The sequence below is a fragment of the Telluria sp. ZT3P39 genome, from assembly GCF_059685935.1.
Map to the genome: position 1 here is coordinate 1 of NZ_JCASIH010000015.1, position 13,393 is coordinate 13,393.

The window sequence follows — 13,393 nt, forward strand, 5'->3', positions numbered from 1 at the left end:
ACCCTGGCGCTGGCGTCCGACAGCGGCGAAGCCGGCGACAAGCTGACCAACCAGGCCGGCTTGAGCTTCAACGCGGCCGACAGCGATGCAACCCGCGTCATCACGGTCGATGGCGCGGTGGTGAGCAGCTACGACGCCAGCAAGCTGGCCGACGGCAACCATACCGTCAGCGTGGCCGATACGGACAAGGCGGGAAACAGCAAGAACGCCTCGCTCAGCTTTACGCTCGACAGTAAAGGCCCGAGTTTCATCTCCACGGCGACTACTAGCGCTGCGGAAAACATTGGCGCCAATGAGATTGTGTATCGGGCGCAGGCAACAGACGAGCATTCGGTCACCTATCGCCTGGATGGCACCGATGCCGGCAAGTTTGCCTTGAATGCTGACGGTGTCGTCACACTGAAGGAAAACCCTGACTACGAAGGCCAAAACGCCTACCGCTTCTCCGTAGTCGCGACGGACACCGCCGGCAATCACACCACCCAGGCAATCAACCTTGGCATCAACAATGTCAACGAAGCGCCGGTTGCCGCACCGGTCAGCCTGTCCACTATTGAAAACGCAGCGCTTACCTTCCAGGTTGCCGATTCTGTCTACGACCAGGATGCTGGCGACAAGCACATCCTTTCCCTGGGCTCGAACGTGGCAACGCTGAGCTGGGCGAACAGCGATCCCAATGCTCTTACGAAACTGATCAATCCGGTCACCCGTGCGGAGGTCGCGCTCTCTTCCCTGAATGTGCAGGCGCAGATCTCGGCCGATGGAACCAGCGTCACACTCCTGCCATCCACGGAGCTGGACTGGATGGTGATGGGCCAGGCGCTGAAGGCAGTATTCAGTTACACAGTAACGGATGCGGGTGGGCTGACGAGTACAGATTCCATCACCTTGCTGATGACAGGGTCGACTGGCGACAAAGGCGTGAATCTGAATGGAGGAAACGGTAACGACACGCTCTCGGGCAATCTTACCAACAATGCCGAGGATGTACTCCAGGGTGGTAATGGCAATGACACGCTCTCTGGCTATGGCGGCACCGATGCACTCTACGGTGGCAACGGGGACGACAGGCTGACAGGCGGCGCAGGCATCGACTATCTTTACGGGGACAGCGGCAATGACACGCTCGATGGTGGCACCGAAGGTGATGTCATCATGGGCGGCAAGGGCAATGACATCCTCACTGGCGGTACTGGCGCTGACAAGTTCATATTCGATCCCCAGAACGGCAATGACCGCCTCCTGGATTTCAAAGCCGCCGAGGGAGACAAGCTGTTTTTTGCAGACTTCTTCTCAACGCCGATGAGCGTCGATGCTTTCATCGCGAAGTATGTCACTGACACCGGCAACGATCTACTCATCAGCCTGCCTGGTACGTCGATCGTCCTGGTCGGCGTGCCGAGCGTCTCGGCACTGACGGGTGCCATTGCGTTTGGCATGCCCCTATAGGGCGCACTAGGGCCTGCGCTTTGGCAGTGCAGGCCCTTGCTCGAACCAGGCCACATCGAATAGACGCGCCGGCATCGAAGTACGAGCCGGATCAACCGTGTTTCTTGCTACAGGTGCCGCAGCGGATGCGCGTAATCAGGCCAGACCGGCTCGAAGAATTTCGCCACCATCTCCGGCGTGACTTCTTCCAGCGTCGCCGGAGTCCACTTGGGCGCATTGTCCTTGTCGATCACCAGCGCCCGCACGCCTTCGAGCACCTCGCCGTGTTCGAAATTGTGGCGCACCAGCGAGCGCTCCATGCGCAGGCAATCGGCCACGTCGAGCGCGGCGCCGCGCTGCAGGAGTTCGCGGGTGACGCACATCATCAGGGGCGAGCGCTGGCGCATGGCTTTCAAGGCTTTTTGCGCGAACGGGTTCTCGTCGCGCGCGAGCGATGCCATGATGGCGGCCACCGAGGAAGCGCCGAAATGCGCATCGATGACCGCGCGCTGCGCCTGCAGTTCGCTCGCGCCGGCAGCACCCGCACACTGCGCGGCAAACGCGCGGATCGCTGCCGGCAGATCCGCGCCCGCAGTAGTATCCACCAGCGCCATCAACTCGCCCATCTTCTCGCCCGGCACGAACAGGTCGGCCAGGCCCACGTAGATCGCGTCGGCCGCGCCGATCGTCAAACCGGTGAGGCCCAGGTACTGGCCCAGCTGGCCCGGCGCGTGCGACAGGAAATGGCTGCCGCCGACATCGGGGAACAGGCCGATATTCACCTCGGGCATGGCGACCTTGCTGCGTTCGGTGACGATGCGCAGGCCGCAATCGGGGCCGCCCTGGGCGATGCCCATGCCGCCGCCCATCACCACGCCATCCATCAGCGCGATATACGGCTTCGGGTAGAAATGGATCAGGTGGTTCAGTGCGTATTCTTCGGTGAAGAAGTCTTCCAGCAGCGCGCTGCCGCCAGTCGGCCCCACATGCCCCATCTCGTGGAAGAAGCGGATGTCGCCGCCCGCGCACAAGGCTTTCTCGCTCGAGCTGGTGATGACGACCGCGTCGATGCCGGTGTCATGCTGCCAGTCGCGCAGGATCGCGGTGAGCGCGCGCACCATGTCGAGCGACAGGGAGTTCAGGGCCTTCGGCCGGTCGAGCGTAATGACGCCGGTGCGGTTGGCGACGCGGGTCAGGACGGTGTCGGTCATGGGATGTGCTGTGATCGAAAAAACATCCATTTTACCGAACAGTCGCGTGCACGCGAAGCCTGTTGGATGCAAAAAGGGCGTCCCCTCAGACGCCCTCGCTGTCATTGCTGCTGCGCGTATTTACGCTGCGGCTGCTTCGCCGAGATCCGGCAGGCGCTTGTGCGCCACGTGATTATGATTTTGCAGCATGGATTTATGCTTGATGACCTGGCGGTCCAGCCTGTCCATCAGCGTGTCGATCGCCGCGTACAGGTCTTGCGCGGCACTGGCCACATGCAAAATTTTTCCTGATACTTGCAGGTTGATCTCGGCTTTCTGCCGTTTTTCTTTTTCGGTGAGATTATCGATGGCGAGGAACACGTGGGTGTCGATCACGTGATCGAAATGGCGGGTAATGCGCTCGAGCTTATTCTGAACGTATTCACGAATTGCGGGAGTCACTTCAAGATGATGACCACTGATAGTGAGGTTCATACACACTCCTTTGAAATGTCGCGCTGCCCGCGCCACAAGGTAGGTGTGGGCAGTGCAGTTACAGAGACTTGCGGAGGCTGACGGGAGGAATCTTGAGCGCCTCACGGTATTTGGCTACCGTCCGGCGCGCAATGACCATACCTTGTTCCCCGAGCATTTCCGCGATCTTGCTGTCGGATAGAGGGTTCTTAGGGTCTTCTGCTCCTGTCAATTGCGCAATAAGCGCGCGGATCGCCGTGGAAGATGCTTCTCCCCCCGCTTCGGTGGCGACGTGGCTTCCGAAGAAGTATTTCAGTTCAAACATGCCGTGGGGGGTCAGCATGTATTTCTGCGTTGTAACGCGAGAAATCGTGCTCTCGTGTAGGCCTAGTGTATCAGCAATCTCGCGCAGCACAAGCGGACGCATGGCAACCGCGCCATGGCTGAAAAAGTTGCGCTGGCGCTCTACAATCGCCTCCGCCACACGCAAAATTGTATCGAAACGCTGGCGCATATTCTTGATCAGCCACTTGGCTTCCTGCAGCTGCGCGCCCATCTGGCTTTCGCTTTTTCCCTGCTTGAGCAGGTTGGCGTAGAGTGAGTTGACGCGCAATTTCGGCATCACGTCCGGATTCAGCATCACCGACCAGCCGCTCTTGGCGCGGCGCACGATCACGTCCGGCACCACGTAGTCGGAGGTGGCAGACGCAAAGGCCGCGCCCGGATGCGGATTGCACTGGCGGACCACGGCCTGCACTTCGCGCAGGTCTTCGTCGTCGCAGTCCAGCGCCTTCTTGAGCTTGGTGTATTCGCGCTGTGCGAACCAGCTCAGGTAGCCTTCGACGATCTTCAGCGCCAGGCGCCGCGTCACCATCGGCACGCCCGGCATGCGGCGGATCTGCAGGGCCAGGCATTCGGCCGCGCTGCGGGCGCCGCAGCCGAGCGGGTCCAGGCTCTGCACCAGCGCCAGCGCGCAGCGCAGCTCGTCCATCTCGATCTCGAGTTCGGCGGGCAGGCGCGCGTGGATGTCGTCCAGCGGCTCCTCTAAATAGCCGTTGTCGTCGAGCGCATCGATCACCAGTTCGGCCAGCGCGCGGTCGCGCACGCTGCAGCCGGTGGTGCGCACCTGTTCGGCCAGGTGCTCGCGCAGCGACACGCTGCAGGCTTCCAGCTGCGGACGGCCGTCTTCGTCGTCGCCGCTGCGCGCGCCCCCGCCCTCGCCGCCCCAGTCGCCGTCAGGCTCGCCGCGGTCGCGGTCACCGTCTTCGAAGCCGTCGGCCTCTGGCTTGGCGCCCTCGCCTTCGCCGCCTTCCTGTGCCGGCTGCGCGGCCGGGGCTTCGCCGCTGGCGGGGGCGCTGTTGATGGCGCCGTCGGCCAGCAGGCGCACCGAGTGGTCGAGCGGATCGTCGAGGCGTTCGAGCAGCGGGTTATCGGTCAGTATCTGCTCGAGCTCCTGGTGCAGTTCGAGCGTGGACAACTGCAGCAGGCGGATCGACTGCTGCAGCTGCGGCGTGAGCGCCAGGTGCTGCGAAGTGCGGAGTTGCAGGGACTGTTTCATGGTCACATGCGGAAGTGTTCGCCGAGGTAGACGCGGCGCACCGACTCGTCGGCGATGATGTCGTCCGGACGGCCCGAGGCCAGCACCGCCCCCTGGTTGATGATGTAGGCGCGGTCGCAGATGCCGAGCGTCTCGCGCACGTTGTGGTCCGTGATCAGCACGCCGATGTTGCGCTCTTTCAGGAAGCGCACGATGCGCTGGATCTCGATCACGGCGATCGGGTCCACGCCGGCAAACGGCTCATCTAACAGCACGAAGCGCGGGTTGGTCGCCAGCGCGCGCGCGATCTCCACACGGCGGCGCTCGCCGCCGGACAGCGACAGCGCCGGGCTCTCGCGCAGCTTCTCGATCTGCAGCTCGGCCAGCAGGGTGTCCAGGCGCTCGTTGATCTCGTCCTTCGACAAGGCCTTGCCCTCATCGGTGCGCTGCAGTTCCAGCACGGCGCGGATGTTCTCTTCCACCGTGAGCTTGCGGAACACCGAGGCTTCCTGCGGCAGGTAGGACAGGCCCAGCACCGCGCGCCGGTGGATCGGCAGGCTCGAGATGTCGGTGCCATTGATGTCGATCGAGCCGGCGTCCGACGGCACCAGGCCGACGATCATGTAGAACGAGGTGGTCTTGCCGGCGCCGTTCGGGCCCAGCAGGCCGACCACTTCGCCGCAATCGACCTGCAGCGAGACGTCGCGCACCACCAGCCGCTTGCCATAGCTCTTTTGCAATCCCTTGACGATCAGGGTGCTGCAGCCTTCGCGCACGCTTGTCGAGGCTAGCGTCATTGCTTGCCGCCTTCTGCGGCTGCAGGACGGCGCGGGGCGATGATCAGGGTGCCGCGCCCGCCGCCAACCTTGCTCTGGCCGCTGGCGTCGTTGCGCACCTGGGCGACTTCCTTGCGGTTGTCGTAGGAGATGAACGGACCCTTGATTTCGTTGGTCATGCGCCCGCTTTCCAGCTCGCGCACTTCGGCGGCCGTGAACAGTTTCACCAGCTCGGCGCGCTCGTCGTATTCGATGCGCTGGGCCTGGCCTTCGACCCACAGGTCCGGGCCGCCGTCGCGCTTCTGGCGGAAGGTGGCCAGCTTGCCCGGCGCCGCGGTAAGCGTCACGCTCATGTAGCCTTCCGGAGTTTCTTTCACCTGGGCGCGGTCGGATTTCAGTACCAGGGTGCCGCGCGTGAGCACGACGTTGCCGGTCAGGATGCGGGTTTGCGTGACCTCGTCGACGTCCAGGGTGTCGAAGTTGATCACGGCCTGCTTGAGCGAATCGGCGCGCTCGGCAAAGGCGCCGAGGGAGGCCAGGCCAAGAAGGGCGGCAAGGATGATTTTTTTCATGGGTGCTTGTCCTGTGATGACGTGCGCGCTAGCGTTGCGCGCGTGGCGGATAGACGATCTGGCCGCGGCTGGCCAGGTGCAGCTTCTGGGTCGCGTTGTTCGCGACCATGCCGGTGCCACGGATGGTGGAGGCGCCGAGCTGCATCACGATCGGCTGGTCGGTCTTCATGATCTCTTCGTCGGGCAGCACGGTGAGTGCCTCGGTGCGTACGCGCAGCGCTTCGCTGGTGGGCGTGGCGGGGCGCTGGATGTCGACCTTGCCGAGCAGGTCGACGCGGTGTTCTTCGTGGTAGATGCGGCCGCGGTTGGCCACCACGGTGGTGCGCGGGCGCCCCGGGGTCATGCCCTGCACCACCGGCTGCTCGACCTCGGAGACGTCGCCCTGCGGCTGGTGCGCCAGGCGCTTGCCCGACACGACATAGCTCGGCTTGCCCTCTTCGGTCATGCGCACGAAGGAGAAATTTTCGACGATGTAATCCGGCTCGTCCATCGGCCCGCCCAGGCGCGTATCGCCATCGTCGCTGTCCATCACCTGCACCAGCCAGAAGCTGCCGAAGGCGAGGAAGACGCCGATGATCATGACGCTGAGCAGTCTCCAGCGGTGGGCGGTGCGCTTGTACGTGACCATATCTGTTCGTGCGAGCGCTTAGGCGAAGTAAGGCGCGAGCGCCTGTTCGTAGCTGCCCTGGGCGCGCATGACCAGGTCGCAGACTTCGCGCACGGCGCCGCGCCCGCCCGCGTTCTTCGTGACGTAATGCGCGCGGTGCTGCACTTCCGGGTGGCCCGAGGGCACGGCCACGGCAAAGCCGACTTTCGTGAGCAGCGGCAGGTCGATCACGTCGTCGCCGATGTAACCGCATTCCTCGGCGGTCACGCCGGTGGCGTCTAACAGCTTGGCAAAGCCGATGCGCTTGTCGTGGATGCCCTGGTAGACGTGGGCAATGCCCAAATCGCTTGCCCGCTTGACCACGATCGGCGACAGGCGCGCGCTGATGATCGCGGTCTGCACGCCGGTCTTGCCCAGCAACTGGATGCCCAGGCCGTCGAGCACATTGAAGGTCTTGGTGACTTCGCCGTCCGGGCCGTAGGTGAGGCTGCCGTCGGTGAGCACGCCGTCGACGTCGAAGATCATGACTTTCACGCGCGCGGCGCGCTGCATGTGTTCCAGTGGAGTCATTTAGATTACCTTGGCGCGGGTCAGGTCGTGGATGTGGAGCGCGCCGACCAGGCGGCCGTCAAGGTCCACCACCAGCATCTGGTTGATGCGGAATTCTTCCATCACGGCGACGGCGTCGACCGCCAGCTGTTCCGGGTGCACGGTGCGCGGGCCGGCATGCATCACGTCGCGGATCGCGATGTTCGAGAAATCGTGCAGGCGCTCGATCAGGCGGCGCAAGTCGCCGTCGGTGAACACGCCGACCGGGCGGCGCTCGTCGTCGATCACGGCGGTCATGCCCATGCCCTTCTGCGAGACTTCCAGCAGGGCCTTGGCCAGCGGCGTGTCGGGGCTCACGGCGGGAATCGCGTCGCCGCTGCGCATGACGTCGCGCACGTGCGTCAGCAGGCGGCGGCCCAGGGCCCCGCCCGGGTGCGACATCGCGAAGTCTTCTTCGCGAAAACCCCGCATATCCAGCAGCGACACCGCCAGGGCGTCGCCCATGGCGAGCGTCACGGTGGTGCTGGTGGTCGGGGCGAGATTGAGCGTGCAGGCTTCCTTGGCCACCGAAATATCGAGGTGGATCTCGGACAGCTTGGCCAGGCGCGAATGCGGCTTGCCGGTCATCGAGATCACCTTGCTGCCCATTCTTTTGACAGCTGGCAAAATTTCGAGCAGCTCGGACGATTCGCCCGAGTTCGAGATGGCGATGAAGACATCCTGCGCCGTCACCATGCCCAGGTCGCCGTGGGCGGCTTCGCCCGGGTGTACGAACATGGCCGGGGTGCCGGTCGATGCCAGGGTGGCGGCAATCTTGCGGCCGATGTGGCCGGATTTGCCCATGCCGGACACCACTACGCGCCCGGTACAGCCCAACAAGAGCTGCACGGCGCGCACGAAACTGTCGTCGTCGCCCAGGCGCGCATGCAGCGCGCGAATGGCGTCGGCCTCGATGGCCAGGGTCTCGCGGCCCAGCTCCAGCACGCGGCGGGCCTGGTCGGCATCAAAACTTTTCAGCATTGTTTTTTCATCGGTTACACTCATCGTGGCAGTATAAACGAATTGGCCAAGCAAAAAACTTGCCAGTGGTAACAAACTACAACAACGAATCACGGGGAAGATGCATTCCGGACTTGAACTGACCCTGCTCCTGCTGGGCTGCGCCGTACTCGGCGTGGTCGCTTTCCGGATGCTTCACCTGCCGCCGATGCTCGGCTACCTGGCCGTCGGCGTCCTCATCGGCCCCCACGCGCTGGCGCTGGCCGACGACAGTCCCGCCACCCACGCGCTGGCCGAATTCGGCGTCGTCTTCCTGATGTTTTCGATCGGGCTGGAGTTCTCCCTGGCCCAGCTCAAATCGATGCGCCGCATCGTGTTCGGCCTGGGTCTGGCTCAAGTCGTATTGACAATCGCGGCCGCCATGGGCTTCGGCCTGTTCATCTCCTGGTGGGTGCCCGAGATGCATGTGAGCTGGCAGGCGGCCTTCGCGCTGGGCGGGGCGCTGGCCATGTCGTCCACCGCCATCGTCGTCAAGATGCTGACCGAACGCCTGGAACTCGAGAGCGAGCATGGGCGCCGCATCATCGGCATCCTGCTGTTCCAGGATCTGGCGGTGGTGCCGCTCCTGATCATGATCCCCTCGCTGGCGCGCCCGCCCGAAGAACTGGCCGCGACCCTCGGCTGGGCGGCGCTCAAGGCGGCCTTCGTGCTGGCCCTGCTCCTGATCTTCGGACAGAAGCTGATGCGCAACTGGTTCACCATCGTCGCCAAGCGCCGCTCGCAGGAGCTGTTCATGCTCAACCTGCTCCTGGTGACGCTGGGTCTTGCCTGGGTCACCGAGCAGGCCGGCCTGTCGCTGGCGCTGGGCGCGTTCGTGGCCGGCATGCTGATCTCCGAGACCCAGTACAAGCACCAGGTGGAAGAAGACATCAAGCCCTTCCGCGACGTGCTGCTCGGGCTGTTCTTCATCACGGTGGGCATGCTGCTCAACGTCGGCGTCGTGCTGCAGCACTGGTGGCTGGTGCTCGCGCTCGTGGTGTTCCCGGTGCTGCTGAAATTCGCGATCATCGCGGCCCTGGCCAAGGCCTTCGGCTCGAGCGACGGCGTGTCGATGCGCACCGGCCTGGCGCTGGCCCAGGCCGGCGAATTCGGCTTCGTGCTGCTGAACCTCGCCTCCGGCTCGAAGCTGATCGACGACTTCCTGATCCAGCTGGTGCTGGCCTCGATGGTGCTGTCGATGCTGGTCGCCCCCTTCGTGATCCAGAACATGGACAAGATCGTGATGAAGGTCGCGGCCAACGAATGGATGATGCAGTCGCTCCAGCTGACCCAGCTCGCCAGCCGCACCATGAAGACCCAGAAGCACGTGATCATCGCCGGTTTCGGACGCAGCGGCCAGAGCCTGGCCACCTTGCTGAGCGAGGAAAAACTGCCCTGGTACGCGCTCGACCTGGACCCGGAACGGGTGCAGGAAGCGCAGGCCGCCGGCGCCAACGTGTCCTACGGCGACGCCGCCCGCCGCGAAGCCCTGATCGCGGCCGGCATCAACCGCGCCAGCGCGCTGGTGATCACCTTCGCCAATACCCCGCTCGCGCTGAAGGTGCTGCACCTGGTGCACGAGCTGGCGCCGAATTTATCGGTGATCGTGCGCGCCCACGACGACAGCGACCTCGATCAGCTCAAGCGCGCCGGCGCCACCGAAGTGGTGCCTGAAGCGCTGGAATCGAGCCTGATGCTGGCCTCGCACGCGCTGGTCGTGATGGGCGTGCCGCTGCGCCGCGTGGTGCACCGCGTGCAGAACGCGCGCGACGAACGCTATGCCTCGCTGCGCGGCTACTTCCATGGCGCGGGCGACGTGTCGGACGATCCGGAACACACCTATGTGCGGCTGCATTCGGTGACGCTGCGCAGCGAAGCGGCCGCGGTGGGGCGGCGCATCAAGGAGATGGAGCTGGAAGAAGTCGGGGCCGAAGTGACCACGCTGCGGCGCAACGGGCAGAGCCTGAGCTGGGATCCGGAGACGATGCTGCTGGTGGGGGATGTGCTGGTGTTGCGCGGGGCGGGGGAAGCGGTGAGCAGGGCCGAGAGCCGGCTGTTGTGACTTGTGTAGGGTGGCCGGGTCTTCCCGGCCGCGCGTTCAAACTACGGTGCTGCTGCCCGCGCGGCTATTCTCGTGACGGTTGAACGCGCGGGCGGGGAACCCGCCCACCCTACGAAACCGTGACTACCCGGTTACGCCCATCCGCCTTGGCGCGATACAAGGCCGTATCCGCCTGCGCCACCAGATCCTGCGCCACGCCCTCGATCGCATGATCGCGCTCGAAATCATCCAGCGTCGCCACCCCGATCGACACCGTCACCGACACGTGCTCGCCGCTCGACAGGTCCACCGGCGTCACCGCCACGCTGTTACGAATGCGCTGCGCGACCACGCTGGCGCTCTCCAGCCCCGCATCGATCAGGAGCACCACGAATTCCTCGCCCCCGAAACGCCCGAGCGCATCCGAGATGCGCAGTTCCGCCTTGATCCGCGACGCCACCTCGCGCAGCACGTCGTCGCCGCCCCCGTGTCCGACGCTGTCGTTGACCTGCTTGAAGTGGTCGATGTCGATGTACAGGCACGAAATGCGATAGCCCTGGCGGCGCGCCCGCGCGATCTCTTCCACCAGCCGGCGGTCGATGTAGCGGCGGTTGTACACGCCCGTGAGCGCATCGGTCAGGCCGATAAACTTGAGCATCTCGTTGCTGATGACGTTCTCGAGGCAGATCGCGATGATCGATCCCATGTGCTCGAGGAAGTCGGTGCCGAGGGCCGCGGTGAAGCGGTTCGCGTCGGCACTGCCCAGATTCAGGCTGCCGATCAGGCGCGTGTTGCGCAGCAGCGGCACCAGGGCCACGCTTTGCAGCCCGACGGGCGGATGCGGGAACTGCGCGCAGTGCTGCGATGGCGCATAGGGCCCGAGCAGCGGGCGCGGACGGCGGCCCTCTACGTGCTCGAAACCGAGATCGCTGGCGTGCTCGCAGAAACTCAGGTCCTGCAGCTGTTCGTAGTCGACGCCCAGCTTGGACATGACGGTATAGATGTCGGCCTCAGGGTCGACCAGCGACAGGGTCACCGTATCGAGCTCCGAAATCACAGGCAGCGTGCGGAAAATCGTCGAAACCAGTTCCTGGAAGCTGCCGGCGCCGACGATCTGCAGGTCGAAGGCCTGGTGGCGCGTCATGATCGAATGGTTACGCTCGGCCTGTTCGAGCAGGTACGCCATGCGGGAACGCAGGGTCTCGTTCTCCAACATCAGCTCTCGCGTCAGCGCATCTGGCTCGTGCATTGAAAATTCCTTTCAGCAATAACCGTAACATTACGCCATCTGACCTTGCTTGAAAACGAAAACCGCCCGAAGGTGGGCGATTTAGCGACACAAAGTTTTTACAAGTGTCAAAAATTCAGGGTCATTTCCAGTTCCTGCCCCACACGCAGGCTGCTTCCGGCGCCGCTGGCGACGATGCAATTCATGCCCAGGCAGACCGCGCCTTCCATGCGCGGATTGGCGCGGTAGGTTTGCAGGATGTCGAGCGGATCGGGGCCGATGGCGCCGGTGGCCTGGTCGATCGAGGGGATCGGGCAGCGGGCGCAGGGTTTCACCGGTCGCACACTCAATTCGCCGGCGGTCAGCGATTCGACGAAGTCTTCCTCGAAGGCTTCCAGGCCATCGAGGACGAGGTTCGGGCGAAAGCGGTTCATCGGCAGCGGCGCGCGGCCGGCGCTTTGCAGCTTTGCGTTCAGGTCGTCGAGCGAGGCCTGTCCGATCAGCAGGATCGGGTAGCCGTCGGCGAAGCGGGTGGCCGACGGGGCGCCGCCGGTCCATTTGGTGCTGGTGGGGCGCTGCACTTCCGGGCGGAAGCGCGCCAGGCGGCAATCGGCGCCCACGGCTTCGGCGAACCAGGCGGCAGCGGCGTCGCCGCAGTCGGCGGCGCTTACACGATCGTACCAGATCTGCACGGCGACGGTGGGGGCGGCTGCATCGTGCGCCAGGGGCAGGCGCAGCAGCGGCATGCCGGGCGCGGTCACTTCCAGCGTATCGCCGTCGATGCGGGGGGTGATGAGCGCCATGCGCGGATACTCGCGCTGGGTCAGGAACTGGCCGTCGCGGGTGACCAGCATCCACTCGCGGTCATGCACGCCTTGCGCGGAGAAGCCGTCGATGCCGCATGCCGCTTCGGCGACATGGATGCCGGCGCAGGACTTGATCGGGTAGAGAACGAGTTCGGTAACGGTGGCCATGCTGTCAACCCTTGCGAATGAAGGCCGACAGTATGGCAGGGTTCGACCTCGTTGACACGCTCAGCGGCCGGCCGCTTTCGCCTTCTCCTCGCGTTCGCGCAGCAGGCGTGCGTCGAGGTTGCGGGTCGCGCCCGCGGCCAGCTTGCGGCAGCCTTCCGGATCGATGAAGGGGTTGGACTGCGCGGTCCTGGCCGCGGCTTTGGCAAATGCGTCGGTGGCGGACGGATGGGCGGCGATGACGATGTCGCATTTCAGGCCGGCCACCTTGGCGAGGGTGGCCCGGAAGCTCGCGGTACGGTCCGGGTAATTGGCGCCGCCGCTGTAGTAGAAGCCATCGGTGGACACCGGGGTCAGACTGTCGGCGTAGACCATGTCCAGGCACCTGCCCTGCTCGCACGACTGCCAGGTCCAGGTCGTGCCGCCGGGCGTGTGGCCGGGGGTGTGGTGGACCGTGAAGCGCAGGGGGCCGACGCTCAGGGTTTCGCCGTCTTTTACTTCCTTTACCTGCGCGACCTTCGGGATATGGAAGCGGTCCTTCGGGTCGTATTGCGGGTCGTCCGTGCCCGGCGTGCCGTCGCGCAGGACCTGGGCGCCGTGCGGGCTGTGGGCGACGATCGCGCCGCTGGCTTTTTGCAGCGCGGCGATGCCGCCGGCGTGGTCGAAGTGGGCGTGCGAGTTGAGGATCAGCTTCACGTCCTTCATCTTGAAGCCAAGCGTTTCGATATTTTTCTGGATGAGCCGCGCCGACTGCTGCAGCGCGCCGTCGAGCAGGACGTGGCCTTGCGGGCCGGTGACCAGAATGGCGGACAGGCCGGCGGTGCCGACGTAGTAGGCGTTGCCATGGATGGTGAATGGCGCGGCGAGCTGGTTCCATTCGACGCAGGACGTGCACTTGATTGCATCCTGCGCCAGCGCGCCGTTCATGCCCGCCAGTGCCAGCACCAGGACGGCCGGTTTCATCATGTTCTTCATCATTCGT

At 64.4% G+C, this 13,393-nt stretch carries 13 protein-coding genes; 2 read left to right on the plus strand and 11 right to left on the minus strand.

Going from position 1 to position 13,393, the window contains the following annotated elements:
• The coding region (locus AC56LR_RS14705; RefSeq protein WP_497131471.1) for an Ig-like domain-containing protein at positions 1–1,449 on the plus strand (1,449 nt) is incomplete at its 5' end.
• Positions 1,450–1,556: 107 nt separating this feature from the next.
• Here AC56LR_RS14705 and AC56LR_RS14710 read toward each other — a convergent pair.
• The 8 genes from AC56LR_RS14710 to AC56LR_RS14745 all read right to left on the minus strand — a co-directional run bounded on the left by AC56LR_RS14710 (position 1,557) and on the right by AC56LR_RS14745 (position 8,177).
• Positions 1,557–2,639: an enoyl-CoA hydratase/isomerase family protein gene (locus AC56LR_RS14710; RefSeq protein WP_497131473.1), complete on the minus strand. Its 1,083-nt coding sequence runs from the start codon at positions 2,637–2,639 to the stop codon at positions 1,557–1,559.
• 120 nt (positions 2,640–2,759) lie between these two features.
• Entirely contained in the window at positions 2,760–3,113 is a 354-nt protein-coding gene (gene hpf / locus AC56LR_RS14715) for a ribosome hibernation-promoting factor, HPF/YfiA family (protein ID WP_497131474.1), read from the minus strand.
• Positions 3,114–3,171: 58 nt separating this feature from the next.
• On the minus strand, positions 3,172–4,650 hold the full coding sequence (locus AC56LR_RS14720) for an RNA polymerase factor sigma-54 (protein WP_497131475.1): 1,479 nt from the start codon (positions 4,648–4,650) through the stop codon (positions 3,172–3,174).
• Between the two features lie 2 nt (positions 4,651–4,652).
• Positions 4,653–5,426 (minus strand): LPS export ABC transporter ATP-binding protein, encoded by a 774-nt coding sequence (gene lptB / locus AC56LR_RS14725; protein WP_497131477.1) that lies wholly within the window; start codon positions 5,424–5,426, stop codon positions 4,653–4,655.
• Positions 5,423–5,977, minus strand: a complete 555-nt coding sequence (gene lptA / locus AC56LR_RS14730) for a lipopolysaccharide transport periplasmic protein LptA (protein ID WP_497131478.1) — start codon at positions 5,975–5,977, stop codon at positions 5,423–5,425. The genes lptB and lptA overlap by 4 nt, the downstream gene beginning before the upstream one ends.
• A gap of 28 nt (positions 5,978–6,005) precedes the next feature.
• Positions 6,006–6,605, minus strand: a complete 600-nt coding sequence (lptC, locus tag AC56LR_RS14735) for an LPS export ABC transporter periplasmic protein LptC (RefSeq protein ID WP_497131480.1) — start codon at positions 6,603–6,605, stop codon at positions 6,006–6,008.
• Between the two features lie 18 nt (positions 6,606–6,623).
• Positions 6,624–7,154 carry a KdsC family phosphatase gene (locus AC56LR_RS14740; RefSeq protein ID WP_497131482.1) on the minus strand — a complete coding sequence of 177 codons (531 nt, stop codon included), beginning with the start codon at positions 7,152–7,154 and terminating at the stop codon, positions 6,624–6,626.
• Positions 7,155–8,177, minus strand: a complete 1,023-nt coding sequence (locus AC56LR_RS14745; protein WP_497131483.1) for a KpsF/GutQ family sugar-phosphate isomerase — start codon at positions 8,175–8,177, stop codon at positions 7,155–7,157.
• A 76-nt stretch (positions 8,178–8,253) separates the two neighbouring features.
• Here AC56LR_RS14745 and AC56LR_RS14750 point away from each other — a divergent pair, with 76 nt between their 5' ends.
• Positions 8,254–10,233, plus strand: coding sequence for a monovalent cation:proton antiporter family protein (locus tag AC56LR_RS14750; protein WP_497131485.1), 1,980 nt, complete (start codon positions 8,254–8,256; stop codon positions 10,231–10,233).
• A 109-nt stretch (positions 10,234–10,342) separates the two neighbouring features.
• Here AC56LR_RS14750 and AC56LR_RS14755 read toward each other — a convergent pair whose 3' ends face one another.
• The 3 genes from AC56LR_RS14755 to bla all read right to left on the minus strand — a co-directional run bounded on the left by AC56LR_RS14755 (position 10,343) and on the right by bla (position 13,377).
• Complete coding sequence (locus AC56LR_RS14755; RefSeq protein ID WP_497131487.1) at positions 10,343–11,461, minus strand: GGDEF domain-containing protein; 1,119 nt, start codon at positions 11,459–11,461, stop codon at positions 10,343–10,345.
• Between the two features lie 107 nt (positions 11,462–11,568).
• The gene (locus AC56LR_RS14760) at positions 11,569–12,414 is read right to left on the minus strand and encodes an MOSC domain-containing protein (RefSeq protein ID WP_497131489.1); all 846 of its coding nucleotides are present in this window, start codon (positions 12,412–12,414) and stop codon (positions 11,569–11,571) included.
• A 60-nt stretch (positions 12,415–12,474) separates the two neighbouring features.
• Entirely contained in the window at positions 12,475–13,377 is a 903-nt protein-coding gene (bla, locus tag AC56LR_RS14765; RefSeq protein ID WP_497131491.1) for a subclass B3 metallo-beta-lactamase, read from the minus strand.
• Positions 13,378–13,393 lie beyond the last annotated feature (16 nt).